Source organism: Psychrobacter piscatorii (assembly GCF_001444505.1).
GTDB classification, from domain to species: Bacteria; Pseudomonadota; Gammaproteobacteria; order Pseudomonadales; family Moraxellaceae; genus Psychrobacter; species Psychrobacter piscatorii_B.
The window spans coordinates 1-14430 of the sequence record NZ_LNDJ01000102.1; the positions used below are offsets into that span (position 1 = coordinate 1).

28 protein-coding genes are annotated in these 14430 nt (G+C 43.1%); 1 reads left to right on the plus strand and 27 read right to left on the minus strand.

Going from position 1 to position 14430, the window contains the following annotated elements:
- Positions 1-306 precede the first annotated feature (306 nt).
- A complete protein-coding gene (locus tag AS194_RS11035; protein ID WP_058025561.1) occupies positions 307-927 on the plus strand; it encodes an L-threonylcarbamoyladenylate synthase in 621 nt (206 codons plus the stop codon).
- A 93-nt stretch (positions 928-1020) separates the two neighbouring features.
- Here the strand turns inward: AS194_RS11035 and rplQ are convergent, their stop codons facing one another.
- The 27 genes from rplQ to rplC form a co-directional block, all read right to left on the minus strand.
- Positions 1021-1380, minus strand: coding sequence for a 50S ribosomal protein L17 (gene rplQ / locus AS194_RS11040; protein ID WP_021813387.1), 360 nt, complete (start codon positions 1378-1380; stop codon positions 1021-1023).
- Between the two features lie 19 nt (positions 1381-1399).
- Positions 1400-2407, minus strand: a complete 1008-nt coding sequence (locus AS194_RS11045) for a DNA-directed RNA polymerase subunit alpha (RefSeq protein ID WP_058025562.1) — start codon at positions 2405-2407, stop codon at positions 1400-1402.
- Positions 2408-2487: 80 nt separating this feature from the next.
- Positions 2488-3129: a 30S ribosomal protein S4 gene (gene rpsD / locus AS194_RS11050; RefSeq protein ID WP_058025563.1), complete on the minus strand. Its 642-nt coding sequence runs from the start codon at positions 3127-3129 to the stop codon at positions 2488-2490.
- Between the two features lie 48 nt (positions 3130-3177).
- A complete protein-coding gene (gene rpsK / locus AS194_RS11055) occupies positions 3178-3567 on the minus strand; it encodes a 30S ribosomal protein S11 (RefSeq protein WP_045454458.1) in 390 nt (129 codons plus the stop codon).
- A 20-nt stretch (positions 3568-3587) separates the two neighbouring features.
- On the minus strand, positions 3588-3944 hold the full coding sequence (rpsM, locus tag AS194_RS11060) for a 30S ribosomal protein S13 (RefSeq protein WP_058025564.1): 357 nt from the start codon (positions 3942-3944) through the stop codon (positions 3588-3590).
- Between the two features lie 252 nt (positions 3945-4196).
- Complete coding sequence (gene rpmJ / locus AS194_RS11065; protein WP_011279805.1) at positions 4197-4313, minus strand: 50S ribosomal protein L36; 117 nt, start codon at positions 4311-4313, stop codon at positions 4197-4199.
- Between the two features lie 30 nt (positions 4314-4343).
- Entirely contained in the window at positions 4344-5675 is a 1332-nt protein-coding gene (gene secY / locus AS194_RS11070; protein ID WP_200960356.1) for a preprotein translocase subunit SecY, read from the minus strand.
- 19 nt (positions 5676-5694) lie between these two features.
- The gene (rplO, locus tag AS194_RS11075) at positions 5695-6135 is read right to left on the minus strand and encodes a 50S ribosomal protein L15 (RefSeq protein WP_058025566.1); all 441 of its coding nucleotides are present in this window, start codon (positions 6133-6135) and stop codon (positions 5695-5697) included.
- Positions 6135-6314: a 50S ribosomal protein L30 gene (gene rpmD / locus AS194_RS11080; RefSeq protein WP_057758718.1), complete on the minus strand. Its 180-nt coding sequence runs from the start codon at positions 6312-6314 to the stop codon at positions 6135-6137. The genes rplO and rpmD overlap by 1 nt, the downstream gene beginning before the upstream one ends.
- A 20-nt stretch (positions 6315-6334) precedes the next feature.
- Positions 6335-6850: a 30S ribosomal protein S5 gene (rpsE, locus tag AS194_RS11085; protein WP_058025567.1), complete on the minus strand. Its 516-nt coding sequence runs from the start codon at positions 6848-6850 to the stop codon at positions 6335-6337.
- A gap of 2 nt (positions 6851-6852) precedes the next feature.
- The gene (gene rplR, locus AS194_RS11090; RefSeq protein WP_058025568.1) at positions 6853-7203 is read right to left on the minus strand and encodes a 50S ribosomal protein L18; all 351 of its coding nucleotides are present in this window, start codon (positions 7201-7203) and stop codon (positions 6853-6855) included.
- Between the two features lie 11 nt (positions 7204-7214).
- Positions 7215-7748, minus strand: coding sequence for a 50S ribosomal protein L6 (rplF, locus tag AS194_RS11095; protein WP_058025569.1), 534 nt, complete (start codon positions 7746-7748; stop codon positions 7215-7217).
- A 176-nt stretch (positions 7749-7924) separates the two neighbouring features.
- Positions 7925-8323 (minus strand): 30S ribosomal protein S8, encoded by a 399-nt coding sequence (gene rpsH / locus AS194_RS11100; protein ID WP_058025570.1) that lies wholly within the window; start codon positions 8321-8323, stop codon positions 7925-7927.
- Positions 8324-8334: 11 nt separating this feature from the next.
- Complete coding sequence (gene rpsN / locus AS194_RS11105; protein ID WP_058025571.1) at positions 8335-8640, minus strand: 30S ribosomal protein S14; 306 nt, start codon at positions 8638-8640, stop codon at positions 8335-8337.
- A 12-nt stretch (positions 8641-8652) separates the two neighbouring features.
- On the minus strand, positions 8653-9189 hold the full coding sequence (gene rplE, locus AS194_RS11110) for a 50S ribosomal protein L5 (protein WP_057758706.1): 537 nt from the start codon (positions 9187-9189) through the stop codon (positions 8653-8655).
- Positions 9190-9210: 21 nt separating this feature from the next.
- Positions 9211-9528 carry a 50S ribosomal protein L24 gene (gene rplX, locus AS194_RS11115; RefSeq protein ID WP_058025572.1) on the minus strand — a complete coding sequence of 106 codons (318 nt, stop codon included), beginning with the start codon at positions 9526-9528 and terminating at the stop codon, positions 9211-9213.
- 8 nt (positions 9529-9536) lie between these two features.
- Positions 9537-9905, minus strand: coding sequence for a 50S ribosomal protein L14 (rplN, locus tag AS194_RS11120; protein ID WP_010196702.1), 369 nt, complete (start codon positions 9903-9905; stop codon positions 9537-9539).
- A 183-nt stretch (positions 9906-10088) separates the two neighbouring features.
- Positions 10089-10364: a 30S ribosomal protein S17 gene (gene rpsQ / locus AS194_RS11125; protein ID WP_021813375.1), complete on the minus strand. Its 276-nt coding sequence runs from the start codon at positions 10362-10364 to the stop codon at positions 10089-10091.
- Positions 10361-10558: a 50S ribosomal protein L29 gene (gene rpmC / locus AS194_RS11130; RefSeq protein ID WP_025644397.1), complete on the minus strand. Its 198-nt coding sequence runs from the start codon at positions 10556-10558 to the stop codon at positions 10361-10363. The genes rpsQ and rpmC overlap by 4 nt, the downstream gene beginning before the upstream one ends.
- Positions 10558-10971, minus strand: a complete 414-nt coding sequence (gene rplP / locus AS194_RS11135) for a 50S ribosomal protein L16 (RefSeq protein ID WP_025644399.1) — start codon at positions 10969-10971, stop codon at positions 10558-10560. Before rplP ends, rpmC begins: the two co-directional genes overlap by 1 nt.
- 3 nt (positions 10972-10974) lie before the next feature.
- The gene (gene rpsC / locus AS194_RS11140) at positions 10975-11703 is read right to left on the minus strand and encodes a 30S ribosomal protein S3 (protein ID WP_058025573.1); all 729 of its coding nucleotides are present in this window, start codon (positions 11701-11703) and stop codon (positions 10975-10977) included.
- Between the two features lie 3 nt (positions 11704-11706).
- Positions 11707-12036, minus strand: coding sequence for a 50S ribosomal protein L22 (rplV, locus tag AS194_RS11145; protein ID WP_058025574.1), 330 nt, complete (start codon positions 12034-12036; stop codon positions 11707-11709).
- 10 nt (positions 12037-12046) lie between these two features.
- Positions 12047-12322, minus strand: coding sequence for a 30S ribosomal protein S19 (gene rpsS, locus AS194_RS11150; RefSeq protein ID WP_010196682.1), 276 nt, complete (start codon positions 12320-12322; stop codon positions 12047-12049).
- A gap of 12 nt (positions 12323-12334) precedes the next feature.
- Positions 12335-13162: a 50S ribosomal protein L2 gene (gene rplB, locus AS194_RS11155; protein WP_058025575.1), complete on the minus strand. Its 828-nt coding sequence runs from the start codon at positions 13160-13162 to the stop codon at positions 12335-12337.
- 11 nt (positions 13163-13173) lie between these two features.
- Positions 13174-13524: a 50S ribosomal protein L23 gene (gene rplW, locus AS194_RS11160; RefSeq protein WP_058025576.1), complete on the minus strand. Its 351-nt coding sequence runs from the start codon at positions 13522-13524 to the stop codon at positions 13174-13176.
- Positions 13521-14123 (minus strand): 50S ribosomal protein L4, encoded by a 603-nt coding sequence (rplD, locus tag AS194_RS11165; RefSeq protein WP_058025577.1) that lies wholly within the window; start codon positions 14121-14123, stop codon positions 13521-13523. Before rplD ends, rplW begins: the two co-directional genes overlap by 4 nt.
- A 14-nt stretch (positions 14124-14137) precedes the next feature.
- Positions 14138-14430 (minus strand): 50S ribosomal protein L3 (gene rplC, locus AS194_RS11170; protein WP_083499681.1); only part of this gene is annotated, 293 nt, incomplete at its 5' end.

The following is a 14430-nucleotide window of genomic DNA, read 5'->3' on the forward strand; positions in this document are numbered from 1 at the left end:
CGGGGCGGTTCACTAAGACTTTACTGACTGCTTTAATTAGCGTTTGTACTCCTTCATCTGAAATCAACGCTTAATTCAAATTACTAAGTGTTCCTACTTATTAACGATTTTCTACGGTTGGTAACGCCTTGCCACTAAACTTATATTTGCTTTAAGCTATACTGATAACTAAAGTAGTATGCTAAAAATACAGATTTGCTTAATTTTTAAAATAACTTTTTTAATATGTCTAATGATTGAACTACATCTAATTAATAAAAAAATTGTCTCAATTAAAAACCAATAATTATAAAATAAGGAACCATTATGGAAGTTTTCTATATTCATCCCGATAATCCTCAGCCACGTCTCATTGAACAAGCCGCTGACCTACTACGCAAAGACCAGTTAATCATTTACCCAACCGATACCAGTTATGCTTTTGGTTGTCGACTAGGTGCAAAAGACGCTTTGACTAAGCTCAAGCAAATTCGTGAGCTTGACGATAAGCATCAATTTACACTGTTGTGCCGTGACCTAAGCGAAATTGCCAACTATGCAACCGTGGATAACGTGCAATTTAAGCAGCTGAAAGCACACACCCCTGCCCCTATCACTTTCATCCTCAATGCGACAAAAGATGTACCCAAAAAACTGGCACATCCTAAGAAAAAAACCATTGGTATCCGTGTACCAAGCAATCCTATTGCTCAAGCACTATTAGAAGCAATGGATGAACCTATCCTGACCAGCTCGTTAATTCTCCCTAATCGAGATGATATATTAGACGATCCATTTGAGATTGAAGACTTATTAGGTAATCAAATCGACGGACTCATCAATGCAGGTATAAAAACGACCAAGCTCACCACCATTGTGGATATGACTAGTAGCCGCCCTGAAGTCATTAGGCAAGGTGCTGCTGATGTCGATTCATTACTACTGTGATCAGATAGCAATATAATTAACTAAATTTAAGCACAAAAAAAAAGCTCCAATTCAATTGGAGCTTTTTTTATGAAATATGTCTTTAATGCAAAACTAGTCGCGATCAACCAATTCTACATAAGCCATTGGCGCATTGTCACCATCACGGTAACCACATTTTACGATACGCAAATAACCACCTGGACGCGTCTGATAACGAGGACCTAACGTGCCAAATAATTTGCCTACCATAGCTTTGCTACGCATACGGCTGAATGCTAAACGACGGTTAGCAACGCTGTCTTCTTTAGCCATAGTGATCAATGGCTCGGCAACGCGACGTAGTTCTTTAGCTTTTGGTAAAGTTGTTTTGATCAGTTCATGCTCAAATAATGAGTTGGTCATGTTCTGAAACATTGCCTTACGATGACTGCCGGTACGACCCAGCTTGACTCCACTCTTACGATGGCGCATAGTCAAAAATCCTTAAAGTTTAACGGCTACGATAAGAAAAGCGATCATCAACACGTAAATCAGCTGGTGGCCAGTTATCTAGGCGCATACCGAGCTCTAAATCTTTAGACGCTAGTACGTCTTTGATTTCTGTTAATGATTTCTTACCAAGATTTGGGGTTTTTAGAAGTTCAGTCTCTGAACGCTGTACCAAATCACCGATATAGTAAATGTTTTCAGCTTTCAAGCAGTTGGCTGAGCGAACCGTTAGTTCAAGATCGTCCACAGGGCGTAATAGCACCGGATCAACCTCTTCTTTCTCTTTCACAGGCTCAGGCGCTTCTTCAGCTTCTAGGTCAACAAAGATTGAAATCTGTTGCTGTAAAATAGTTGCTGCTTTACGAATTGCTTCTTCTGGATCTATAGTGCCATTAGTTTCAAGCTCAACGATAAGACGATCAAGATCAGTACGCTGCTCAACGCGAGCGTTCTCAACCTGATAAGCAACACGAAGCACAGGACTAAAACTTGCATCAAGCTTTAAGCGTCCAATTGCTCTGGTATCACCATCTTCACGGCGCTGGTTTGCTGGCTCATATCCACGACCCATCACTACACGCAAACGCATCTTAAGATGACCACGGTCGCTCAATGTACCCAAGACCAATTCTGGATTGATGATGTCAACATTGTGCGGTAACGCGATGTCTGCAGCAGTGATAGTGCCTGGACCTTGTTTATCCAAGGTCAAAAATACTTCATTTTGGTCATGAAGTGTAATTGCCAAGCCTTTTAGATTCAAAAGCAGGTCAAGTACGTCTTCTTGTAGTCCTTCAAGCGTTGAATATTCATGGTCAACACCATCAATCTCAGCTTCAATGACTGCAGCACCAGGTAATGAAGATAACAAGATGCGACGCAGAGCATTACCTAGGGTATGCCCAAAGCCGCGTTCTAACGGTTCGAGCGTGACTTTCGCAATCGTTTCGTTAACCGTATCCACATTAATGGCGTTCGGCGTTAGAAACTCAGTTGCATTTAGCGTCATGATGTCACCTCGATTTATTAAACTGGTTTAATTAACGTTAATTGCTCAATGCCATTTTCATAACATTGAGCATGACGTTATTACTTAGAGTATAGCTCAACGATCAAGCTTTCGTTGATTTCAGCAGGTAGATCAATACGATCAGGCGCTTTTTTGAACGTGCCTTGTAGTTTGCTATGATCAACATCAAGCCATTCTGGAATACCACGTTGGGTCGCTAGTTCGATAGCGTTTTTGATACGTAGCTGTTCGCGAGACTTCTCTTGGATAGCGATGACATCACCATCTTGAAGCTGAATTGATGGAATGTTCACACGAACAAACTCATCACGACCAGCTTTTTTTACCATAACAGTACGATGACTGACTAGCTGACGTGCTTCAGCGCGAGTTGAGCCAAAGCCCATGCGATATACCACGTTGTCTAGACGGCTCTCAAGCATAGCTAACAAGTTTTCACCAGTAGCACCGCGCTTACGAGCAGCTTCTTTATAGTAATTAGCGAACTGACGCTCTAGTACACCATAGATACGCTTAACTTTTTGCTTTTCACGCAACTGTAGAGCATATTCTGAGGTCTTGTTACGGCTTACACCGTGTTGACCTGGTGGACGACCAGCTTTTTTCGTTTTTACGTCATATGGTTTAACGCCAGACTTAAGACCTAAGTCAGTGCCTTCACGACGTGATAATTTAAGTTTTGGTCCAATATAACGGGCCATTGTTATGTCTCCTATAAGCTTTTGGGATAAAAAGCTTCGTCTTTAATATTAGACGCGGCGCTTTTTCGGCGCACGGCAACCATTGTGTGGGATTGGGGTTACATCAGAGATGCTGTTAACTTTATAACCCAATGCACCTAGTGCTCTTACCGCAGACTCACGACCCGGTCCTGGTCCTTTGACCAAAACGTCGATATTCTTAACACCATATTCTTGAGCTGCTTTACCAGCAACTTCAGCTGCAACCTGAGCTGCAAATGGTGTAGATTTACGTGAACCACGGAAGCCTTGTCCACCTGAAGTGGCCCAAGCCAATGCATTACCTTGACGATCGGTAATCGTAACAATGGTGTTATTAAAAGACGCATGGATATGGGCAATGCCCTCCGATACTGAACGACGAGTCACCTTTTTGCGACTACGAGTGTCTTTTGCCATCTTTTAGCTTCCTAAGTTAATTATCTTTTGAGAGGACGTGTCGGACCCTTGCGAGTACGAGCGTTGTTCTTAGTGTTCTGACCTCTAACTGGTAGGTTACGACGATGGCGGATGCCACGGTAACAACCAAGATCAACTAAACGCTTAATATTCATTGAAACTTCACGACGAAGGTCACCTTCAGTCATGTAATTTGCAACTTGTGCACGGATAGCATCCAACTGTGTATCATCTAACTGACTAACTTTAGTAGTAGGTGCAATGCCAACTGCTTCTAAGATTTTCTGAGCAGTGGTACGACCGATACCAAAGATGTAAGTTAGTGAAATAACAGCATGCTTATTATCCGGAATGTTTACGCCGGCAATACGAGCCATTGATTTCTCTCCATTAAAGAAAAATAAGCGTTATTTATCAATAAGGCATTATTCTTCAGATTTGTTGCTGTTAATACTAGATTCTTTATAACGATAGTCGTTCTTTTGACTTAGTTAAAAGCCTATTGATCGAAAACATTATAAAACATTCTGCATAAACACGGCAAGTGGCGGATGATATCCCATCCGCCGTTATTTTTCAAGTATTAATTTATTTAGTAACAAAAGTTAAAAAACTTATGCTATCAAATATTAACCTTGACGTTGCTTGTGGCGTGGTTCTGCTGTACAAATAACATGTACACGGCCTTTACGGCGCACAACTTTACAGCTACCACAAATCTTCTTAACTGATGCTTGAACTTTCATAGCATGCTCCTTGAAATATCGTACCGCTCATTAAGATTGAGTGGGCGATTGAATTAACGTCTGATCATGATATTGATGGGTCATCAAATGTGCTTGAATCTGTGAGATGAAATCCATTACCACAACCACCATAATCAGTAGCGACGTACCACCAAGATGGAACGGTACACCAAACGATGACTGGACGACCATTGGCATTAAACAAATAACCGTCATATACATCGCGCCAATAAAGGTCAGTCGGTTTAATACATGATCTAGGTAACGCTGAGTTTGTTGTCCTGGGCGAATACCTGGGATATACGCACCACTACGTTTAAGGTTTTCTGCTACTTCGCGTGGGCTAAATACTAAAGCCGTGTAGAAATAACAGAAGAAAATAATCATTGCGCCAAACAGTACTAAATACAGCGGTTGTCCAGGAGACAGTACCAATGCCATATTCTGTAATATTTTTTGTATAAAGGTAGGATCTGTTGATTGACCAACCCACTGCCCTAAGCTTGCTGGAAACAGCAACAAAGAGCTTGCAAAAATAGCTGGGATAACCCCTGCCATATTAAGCTTTAGCGGCAGATGTGACTGCTGCTGAGCATAAATTTTGCGGCCTTGCTGTTGCTTCTGTGCATAGTTGACAGGAACACGGCGCTGAGCACGTTCAATATAAACGATACCAGCAGTAACCGCGATGCCTAACAATACAAAAATAAATAATACAATCAAGTTCATCTGACCTTGATTGACCTGTTCGATAGATTGCGAAATCATACCTGGCGTACCAGCAACAATACTCGCAAAAATGAGCATTGAGATACCATTACCAACGCCGCGTTCTGTAATCTGCTCACCAAGCCACATCAAGAACATTGCGCCCGCTACCAATGAAGTAACGGCTGGAATATAGAAAGTCAGACCAGATGATAAGGTAAGATTTTGGCTGATTAAGCCAGCACACATTCCTAATGACTGTACTAGTGCTAAAGCAAGCGTTCCTTGACGGGTATACTTGTTCAGCTTGCGTCGTCCCGCTTCACCCTCTTTTTTGAGAGCTTCAAGCGATGGCAATACCGCAGACATCATCTGTACGATAATAGATGCTGAGATATATGGCATAATGCCAAGCGCCATAATAGACATACGCTCTAGCGCACCACCTGAGAACATGTTGAACATGCTCAAAATGGTATTTTCGTTGCGCGAAAACAGATCAGCCAGATTAACCGGATTAATACCCGGGACTGGAATGTGCGACCCTAAACGATAAACAATCAATGCGCCGATTAAGAATAATAAACGCGACCATAGCTCATCATACTTACGTATAAATGCGAATGGATTAAGCGGTATACCAGCCGATGACATTGATTGCTTTGACACGTTACTACTCCTCGATGCTACCACCAGCAGCTTCGATTGCTTGCTTAGCACCTTTAGTCACTTTGATACCTTTAAAAGTATAAGCTTTAGTGACTTCACCTGATAGCATTACACGAGCACGTTTCATATCGTGACGGATAAGGTTAGCAGCTTTAAGTGTTTCGAGGCTAACTACATCGCCTTCAATTTTATTCAGTTCAGAAAGACGTACTTCAGCAGTCTTCATAGCCAGTTTACTGGTAAAACCGAATTTTGGTAGACGACGATATAAAGGCATTTGACCACCTTCAAATCCTGAGCGAACGCTAGAACCTGAACGAGATTTCTGACCTTTTACACCACGACCACCAGTCTTACCAAGACCTGAACCGATACCACGACCACGACGTTGGGCAGTTTTCTTTGCGCCAACACCTGGTGATAATTCATTTAATCTAAGACCCATTACGCTTCCTCCACTTTTACCATGTAGTTAACGCGATTAACCATACCACGTGTTGAAGGAGTATCTTCTACTACAACAGTGTGGTTAATGCGGCGTAAACCCAATCCTTTCAAGCTCGCTTTGTGGCTCTTTAGGCGATGGGCACCCGATTTAAATTGAGTGACTTTCATTTTTTTCATCGTAACTCACCTAGTCTAAGTTAACCCAAGATTTCGTCTACAGATTTACCACGTTTAGCTGCCATCTTCTCTGGAGTTGACATATCACGTAAACCGTTAAACGTTGCACGAACAACGTTAGCAGTATTGGTAGAACCATAACATTTAGTCAAAACATCTTTGACACCAGCAACTTCTAACACAGCACGCATTGCGCCACCAGCGATTACGCCAGTACCTTCAGATGCAGGCTGCATGTAGACTTTACTAGCACCATGACTTGCTTTGATCGGATGATACAAAGTTGCATCATTTAGCTCAACAGTAACCATATTACGTTTGGCAGCTTCTAGTGCTTTTTGGATAGCAGCAGGCACTTCACGCGCTTTACCACGACCAAAGCCAACACGACCATTACCGTCACCCACTACAGTCAACGCAGTGAAAGAGAAAATACGACCACCTTTAACAACTTTTGCAACGCGATCAACGGTAACTAAGCGTTCTACTAGACCGTCAGTCTGTTCATTTTTATCATTTTTATCATTTCTAGCCATGATTAAAACTCCAATCCGTTTTCGCGAGCAGCTTCTGCTAAAGCTTTAACTCGACCATGATATTTGAAACCACTACGGTCAAAGGCAACTTTAGTAATGCCAGCTGCTTTTGCACGTTCTGCGATCATTTGGCCTACAGACGTTGCTGAATCAGCGTTACCAGTCGCGCCTGAACGCAAGCTGCTGTCTAAGGTAGATGCCTGAGCAATCACTTCACCACCATTTGGAGAGATAATCTGGGCATAAATATGTTTTGACGTGCGGTTAACCGTTAAGCGATGAACGCCTAGATGACGGATATGTGCGCGTGTTTTCTTAGCTCGACGCAGACGAGCTGCTTTTTTATCAAACATTTCAACTCACCTTATTTTTTCTTAGCTTCTTTGCGAATCACATGCTCGTCACTATAACGAATACCTTTACCTTTATAAGGCTCAGGTGGACGGAAACCACGGATATTAGCCGCTGCTTGACCAAGCTGCTGTTTATTGTTTGATTTCAAAACAATTTCAGTTTGCGTTGGGGTTTCAGCCGATACACCTTCAGGTAGTGTGTACTCTACTGGATGAGAGTAGCCAACGTTCAAGGTTACTTTGTTACCAGCAACTTGTGCGCGATAACCAACACCAATCAATTGAAGACGCTTTTCAAAGCCTTCATTTACGCCAGTAACATAGTTGTTAACAAGAGCGCGCATGGTGCCAGTGTGCATCATAGCTTCTTTTGAATCGACTGCAGGTGAGAAAATGATAGCATCATCTTCCTGTTTCAGCTCGACCAATTCATGCAGGTGTAAAGACATAGTACCGTTCTTGCCTTTAACTTCGACCTGCCGATCGTTCAAAGTAACGCTTACGCCATTTGGCAGCGTTACTGGGGCTTTAGCCACACGAGACATAGGAATATTCCTTAAAAAATTTAACTTCTTTATATTAGCGAAAAAACTAACAGGCTAAAAAGCGTGTTAGTTTAGCATAGTTGACTGTGTTAGACACCTATCAATTTGAAATAATTAAACATTACTCAATCGATAGAAGCCTAACCACCATCAAATAGACTTCATCGTCGTATAGCTTACGCTACAAATGCAACGATTTCACCACCGATACCAGCAGCGCGTGCAGCACGATCGCTCATGATACCTTGGCTTGTAGATACGATAGCAACACCCATACCTTGCTTAACAGTAGGGATTTCGTCTTTACCGCGGAACTGGCGTAGACCAGGGCGGCTATAACGTTGAATAGTTTCGATAACCGCACGGCCTTCGAAGTATTTCAATTCAATAGTAAGGGTTGCTTTGTTGTTTTCTTCTTCAGTAACAACAGCGCTCGCCACATAACCTTCGCTAACTAGCAAATCAGCAATTGATTTACGTAATTTAGAGCTCGGCATTGCTACCGATACTTTGTTAGCCATTTGTGCGTTACGGATACGGGTTAGCATATCCCCAACGGTATCTTGCATACTCATATAGTTACTCCTTACCAGCTTGCTTTACGAACACCAGGCACATCGCCTTGCATGACACGCTCACGCAGCATATTGCGTGATAAGCCAAACTTGCGGAAGTAACCGTGAGGACGACCGGTGATAGCACAACGATTACGCAGACGTACTGGTGATGAGTTGCGTGGTAGTGCTTGTAGCTCTAACATCGCGTCCATACGCTCTTCGTCTGATGCGTTGATATCACTGATAGTTTCTTTTAGCTTGATACGCTTTTCAGCATATTTAGCAACCATTTTTTCGCGTTTTAATTCGCGGTTAATCATGCTCTTCTTTGCCATAACGTCTTTACCTTATTTAAATGGGAAGCCGAATGCTTTAAGTAACGCACGACCTTCTTCATCAGATTGAGCTGACGTGGTGATTGTCACATCCATACCACGGATACGGTCAATCTTGTCAAAATCTACTTCTGGGAATACGATCTGTTCTTTGATACCCAATGAGTAGTTACCACGTCCGTCAAAGGCTTTAGGTGAAAAACCGCGGAAATCACGAATACGAGGAATTGCAATGGCAACGAGACGATCTAAAAATTCGTACATTTGCTCACCGCGTAGCGTTACTTTACAGCCAATTGGCCATTCTTCACGAATCTTAAAGCCAGCAACTGATTTACGCGCTTTGGTGACAACAGGTTTTTGACCAGCAATCGCGGTCATGTCAGCTACAGCACCTTCAAGCAATTTCTTGTCTTGAGACGCGCCGCCTACACCCATGTTAAGTGTGATTTTAGTGATTTTAGGCACTTGCATCACATTGTCCAAACCAAGATCTTCTTTGATTTGCTGCTTTAATTTATCGTTATATAAAGATTTTAATCTTGCCATTACCATTACACCCTTAGTGTCTTACGCAGTCGCCACTACTTCACCGTTTGAACGATAGACGCGTTGTTTCTTGCCATCTTCGCCAAACTGATAAGTAATACGGTCTGCTTTTTGGGTTTGCGCATTTAAGATTGCGACATTTGAGATATGCATAAAAGCTTCTTGCTTAAGAATGCCACCTTCAACGCCAGTCGCCTGATTTGGCTTCTGATGTTTAGTAACAATATTAACGCCTTCAACTTTAATACGATCGTTTTTTACAGCTTGTACAGTACCTTGCTTGCCTTTGTCTTTCCCAGCAATCACGATAACTGTATCGCCTTTACGTAATTTTGACATGGATTACCTCACAATACTTCTGGTGCTAGTGATACAATTTTCATAAACTGATCACCACGTAGTTCACGAGTTACCGGTCCAAAAATACGAGTTGCAATTGGCGCTTTGTTTTGGTTCAACAATACCGCAGCATTGTCATCAAAACGTAACACAGAACCATCTGGACGACGAACGCCTTTTTTGGTACGTACAACTACTGCATTCATCACGTCGCCTTTTTTGACACGACCACGAGGAATGGCTTCTTTAACCGTTACTTTAATAATGTCGCCAACTGATGCATAACGACGATGAGAACCACCCAGTACTTTAATGCACTGAACTCGCCTTGCACCGCTATTGTCTGCAACTTCCAGCATTGACTCAACCTGAATCATAGCGTTACTCCACACGTATGAGCAATAAAAACCAGTTGCTGCCGCTAGCACAGAATGAGCAAGGCGGCATTTTAATATAAATAACCGCAGCTTACTCTTAATGTGAGTGATATACGCTCGGCGCAATCAGCATCCTTAAAAAGGCGGCTATTTTAACAGCTTCTGGCTTTCAATGCAATTTACTTAGATTTTTTCTACTTTTTCAACCACATCAACTAGAGTCCAAGACTTAGTTTTTGAGATTGGACGCGTTTCTTTGATGCGGACAAGGTCGCCTTGTTGACAAACATTGTTCTCATCATGTGCTTTGATTTTAGTAGAACGACGAAGCTGCTTGCCATACAAAGGATGACGAACCAGACGCTCAATCAAAACTGTGATGGACTTGTCCATCTTGTCGCTGACAACTCGTCCTGTCAATACGCTAGCATTGGTAGCTGTTTGATTGTTATCGCTCATGAGTCGCCTCGTTGTTTCTCGTTAATCAAAGTCTGAAGCTGAGCAATCGTACGACGATTTGCTCTGACTTCATGGGTATTACCCAACTGACCAGTTGCTTTAGCCATACGAATACGGAAAGCATCAAGTTGCTTTTCATCAAGTAACTGGGTCAGTTCTTCTAATGATTTATCACGTAATTCACTGATCTTCATTACATTATCGTCCGCTTAACAATGGTAGTTTTAAAGGGCAGTTTTGCTGCAGCAAGCGTTAATGCATCGCGAGCAAGCTCTTCAGATACCCCTTCAATTTCATATAGCACTTTACCAGGCTTGATTTCGCATACCCAGTACTCAACTGGACCTTTACCTTTACCCATACGTACTTCTAATGGTTTGTTGGTAATAGGCTTGTCTGGGAATACACGAATCCAAATCTTACCGCCACGCTTGATTTTACGAGTGATGGTACGACGTGCTGCTTCGATTTGACGGGCTGTCATACGACCACGCGTCAATGATTTTAGACCAATTTGTCCGAATGCAACGGTGCTTCCACGATGAGCTAGCCCAGTGTTACGACCTTTATGCATTTTACGAAACTTGGTACGTTTTGGCTGTAACATAGTTTAACCTCTGTCTGAGTTTCGACGGTTTCCGTTTCCGCGACCACGGCGTTTTGGCGCACGAGTCTGCTCTTCTTTGACGGGATTATAAACACTGTTCATACCGTCAAGGATCTCTCCGCGGAAAATCCAAACTTTAACACCGATGGTGCCGTAAGTTGTCTCTGCACGAATTGACGCATAGTCAATATCAGCACGAAGTGTATGCAATGGCACACGGCCTTCACGATACCACTCACTACGAGCAATCTCAGCACCGCCAAGACGACCAGACAGCTCAACTTTAATACCTTTAGCACCAGAACGCATGCTGTTCTGTACAGCGCGTTTCATCGCACGGCGGAACATAACACGACGCTCAAGCTGGCTTGCGATACCCTCTGCTACCAAACGTGCATCAAGATCAGGTGACGTGATTTCTTCAATGTTGACCTGAGCAGGTACGCCCATAATTTTGGTCAATTCTTTTTGAAGTCTTTCGATATCTTCGCCTTTCTTACCGATAACGATACCAGGGCGCGCAGTGGCGATGGTAATCTTAGCAGCGCCAGTAGGACGCTCGATCATGATGTTGCTGATCATTGCGTTATCTAGCTTTTTACGTAGATATTCACGAACTTGAATATCGTTGATTAGGTATTCTGAGTATTGTTTAGGATCAGCATACCAGTTTGCGTTATGCTTTTTTACAACACCAAGACGAATTCCGATTGGATGTACTTTTTGACCCATAACTTATTCTCCTACCTTTATAGTGATGTGACAAGTACGCTTGCTGATACGATCAGCGCGACCTTTGGCACGTGGTAGGATACGTTTTAGCGTAATGCCTTCATCAACATAGATAGTAGCGACTTTTAGGTCGTCAATATCTAGGCCGTGATTATGTTCGGCATTGGCGATGGCTGAGTTAAGACATTTCTTAACAAAGATAGCGCCTTTTTTATTGCTATACGTTAGGATATCCAAAGCACGCTCAATAGATTTGCCACGAACTTCATCAGCAACGAGTCTAACTTTTTGTGCCGATATGGCGGCACCGCGTAATTTTGCAGTTACTTCCATGGTAAGCACCTTATCTCTTAGCTTTTTTGTCAATGCCATGACCACGATACGTACGAGTCGGGGCAAATTCACCTAGTTTATGACCAACCATCTGCTCACTTACGATAACCGGTACGTGAGTACGGCCGTTGTGGACAGATAAAGTCAGGCCAACCATTTGTGGTAGGATCATCGAGCGGCGCGACCAAGTTTTAATTGGCTTGCGTGAGTTGGTGTCTAATGCATTCTCAACTTTAGCAAATAAGTGCGCGTCTATGAATGGACCTTTTTTCAATGAACGAGGCATGAAATTCTTCCTTTATTTCTTCTTGGCGCGGCGGCGGATGATCATGTTGTCAGTACGCTTATTATGACGCGTTTTAAGTCCTTTAGACTTCTGACCCCAAGGGCTAGTTGGATGGCGACCTTTGTTACGACCTTCACCACCACCATGTGGGTGATCAACCGGGTTCATCGCGACACCACGAACTGAAGGACGAACACCACGCCAACGTGAAGCACCAGCTTTACCAAGTGATTTCAAGTTGTTTTCAGTGTTAGAAACTTCGCCAATAACAGCACGGCAGTTTACGTGTACACGGCGAGTTTCGCCTGAACGTAGACGTAAAATAGCGTAGATACCGTCACGGCCTAATAACTGAACGCTAGCACCCGCAGAACGAGCCATCTGTGCACCTTTACCGATTTTAAGTTCGATATTATGAATCACAGTACCCAATGGGATGTTTTTTAGCGGTAGGCAGTTACCTGGACGTATTGGAGATGTTTCGCCTGACATTACTGTATCGCCAACTGCTTGTTTTTTAGCAGCGATGATGTAACGACGTTCGCCATCAGCATACTTAAGTAATGCAATATGTGCAGTACGGTTAGGATCGTATTCAATACGCTCTACCACAGCTGGGATATTGTCTTTAGTACGTTTGAAGTCGATAATGCGATAATGTTGCTTATGACCACCGCCAATGTGACGAGTAGTAATACGACCATTATTGTTACGACCACCTGACTTACTTTTTGATTCTAGAAGCGCTGCATAAGGACGACCTTTATAAAGGTGTGGATGCACCACTTTTTCAACAAAACGACGGCCTGGTGATGTTGGCTTTGCTCTTACGATAGGCATGAGTGTAATCCTTATTCGTTATTCGCTGTTTCACTAGTAGAAGCAGTCGTGTTTGCGACGTCTTCACCAGCATCAGCCATTTGTACATCTTGACCAGCTTTTAAGGTAACATAGGCTTTTTTATAGTCGTTACGACGGCCGATGCTTTTACCAAAACGCTTTGTCTTACCTTTAACATTCAAAGTGTTTACTTTAGTAACTTCAACACCTTCAAACATCAACTCAACTGCTTTTTTGACTTCAAGCTTAGTAGCGTTAGAGTCAACTTTAAATACCTGCACACCAAGTGAGTCGCCAAGCATTTGAGATTTTTCTGAGAATACAGGCCCTCTTAAGACCTGATAAAGTCTTGCGTTGTTCATGCTAGTGCTTCCTCAAATTGTTTCGCAGCTTCAACTGACATGATCACTTTATCAAATGCGATCAAGCTCACTGGATCCACTTCGTTTGTACCAAGTACATTGACGTGCGGAATGTTGCGAGCAGCTAAATATAAGTTTTCGTCAACTTCTTTGGTGACGATCAATGCACGTGGTGCATCAAGCTCATTTAGCTTTGCAATCAGTTCTTTAGTTTTCGGCCCAGAAACGCTCAACTCTTCTACCAAAATCAGACGCTCTTGACGAATCAATTCTGCTAGGATGCACTGCATCGCACCGCGATACATTTTACGGTTTACTTTCTGTGACCAATCTTGTGGTTTTGCAGCGAATGCACGACCACCTGAACGCCAGATTGGGCTACGAATAGAGCCCGCACGAGCGCGACCAGTACCTTTTTGGCGCCATGGCTTGATACCACCGCCAGAAACTTCGGCACGGGTTTTTTGTGCGCGTGTACCTTGGCGAGCACCAGCTAAATAAGCGGTGACGACTTGATGCACTAGTGCTTCGTTGAATTCACGACCAAATGCCGTATCAGAAAGCTCAACCGCCGCACCTGTAACTGTTTTTAAATCCACGTTAATCCCCTTGCTTAGGCTTTGACTGACGGACGTACGATAACATCGCCACCGGTGGCACCTGGGATAGCACCCTTGATGACAAGTAACCCTTTTTCGGCGTCAACCGAAATCACTTCTAGGCCTTGAACAGTAACACGCTTGTTACCCATCTGGCCCGCCATCTTTTTGCCCTTGAATACTTTACCTGGTGACTGGTTTTGACCAGTTGAACCATGTGCACGATGAGACACTGAGTTACCATGAGTAGCATCTTGCATACTAAAGTTGTGACGTTTGATTGGACCCTGGAAGCCTTTACCTTTGC

Coding starts and splice junctions, on each gene's coding strand:
- rplO (WP_058025566.1), bottom strand. CDS start 6,135: ATGGGTCTTAGATTAAATGAATTATCACCAGGTGTTGGCGCAAAGAAA.
- rpsS (WP_010196682.1), bottom strand. CDS start 12,322: ATGCCTCGTTCATTGAAAAAAGGTCCATTCATAGACGCGCACTTATTT.
- rplW (WP_058025576.1), bottom strand. CDS start 13,524: ATGAACAACGCAAGACTTTATCAGGTCTTAAGAGGGCCTGTATTCTCA.
- rpsE (WP_058025567.1), bottom strand. CDS start 6,850: ATGGCTAGAAATGATAAAAATGATAAAAATGAACAGACTGACGGTCTA.
- rpsD (WP_058025563.1), bottom strand. CDS start 3,129: ATGGCCCGTTATATTGGACCAAAACTTAAATTATCACGTCGTGAAGGC.
- rplX (WP_058025572.1), bottom strand. CDS start 9,528: ATGTCAAAATTACGTAAAGGCGATACAGTTATCGTGATTGCTGGGAAA.
- rpmD (WP_057758718.1), bottom strand. CDS start 6,314: ATGAAAAAAATGAAAGTCACTCAATTTAAATCGGGTGCCCATCGCCTA.
- AS194_RS11035 (WP_058025561.1), top strand. CDS start 307: ATGGAAGTTTTCTATATTCATCCCGATAATCCTCAGCCACGTCTCATT.
- rplP (WP_025644399.1), bottom strand. CDS start 10,971: ATGTTACAGCCAAAACGTACCAAGTTTCGTAAAATGCATAAAGGTCGT.
- secY (WP_200960356.1), bottom strand. CDS start 5,675: ATGTCATCGGCTGGTATACCGCTTAATCCATTCGCATTTATACGTAAG.
- rplQ (WP_021813387.1), bottom strand. CDS start 1,380: ATGCGCCATCGTAAGAGTGGAGTCAAGCTGGGTCGTACCGGCAGTCAT.
- rpsH (WP_058025570.1), bottom strand. CDS start 8,323: ATGAGTATGCAAGATACCGTTGGGGATATGCTAACCCGTATCCGTAAC.
- rplF (WP_058025569.1), bottom strand. CDS start 7,748: ATGTCTCGTGTGGCTAAAGCCCCAGTAACGCTGCCAAATGGCGTAAGC.
- rplV (WP_058025574.1), bottom strand. CDS start 12,036: ATGGAAGTAACTGCAAAATTACGCGGTGCCGCCATATCGGCACAAAAA.
- rpsK (WP_045454458.1), bottom strand. CDS start 3,567: ATGGCAAAAGACACTCGTAGTCGCAAAAAGGTGACTCGTCGTTCAGTA.
- rpmJ (WP_011279805.1), bottom strand. CDS start 4,313: ATGAAAGTTCAAGCATCAGTTAAGAAGATTTGTGGTAGCTGTAAAGTT.
- rpsM (WP_058025564.1), bottom strand. CDS start 3,944: ATGGCTCGTATTGCCGGCGTAAACATTCCGGATAATAAGCATGCTGTT.
- rplE (WP_057758706.1), bottom strand. CDS start 9,189: ATGGCAAGATTAAAATCTTTATATAACGATAAATTAAAGCAGCAAATC.
- rpsC (WP_058025573.1), bottom strand. CDS start 11,703: ATGGGTCAAAAAGTACATCCAATCGGAATTCGTCTTGGTGTTGTAAAA.
- rplN (WP_010196702.1), bottom strand. CDS start 9,905: ATGATTCAGGTTGAGTCAATGCTGGAAGTTGCAGACAATAGCGGTGCA.
- rpsQ (WP_021813375.1), bottom strand. CDS start 10,364: ATGAGCGATAACAATCAAACAGCTACCAATGCTAGCGTATTGACAGGA.
- AS194_RS11045 (WP_058025562.1), bottom strand. CDS start 2,407: ATGACGCTAAATGCAACTGAGTTTCTAACGCCGAACGCCATTAATGTG.
- rplR (WP_058025568.1), bottom strand. CDS start 7,203: ATGTTTGATAAAAAAGCAGCTCGTCTGCGTCGAGCTAAGAAAACACGC.
- rpmC (WP_025644397.1), bottom strand. CDS start 10,558: ATGAAGATCAGTGAATTACGTGATAAATCATTAGAAGAACTGACCCAG.
- rplB (WP_058025575.1), bottom strand. CDS start 13,162: ATGCCTATCGTAAGAGCAAAGCCAACATCACCAGGCCGTCGTTTTGTT.
- rpsN (WP_058025571.1), bottom strand. CDS start 8,640: ATGGCAAAGAAGAGCATGATTAACCGCGAATTAAAACGCGAAAAAATG.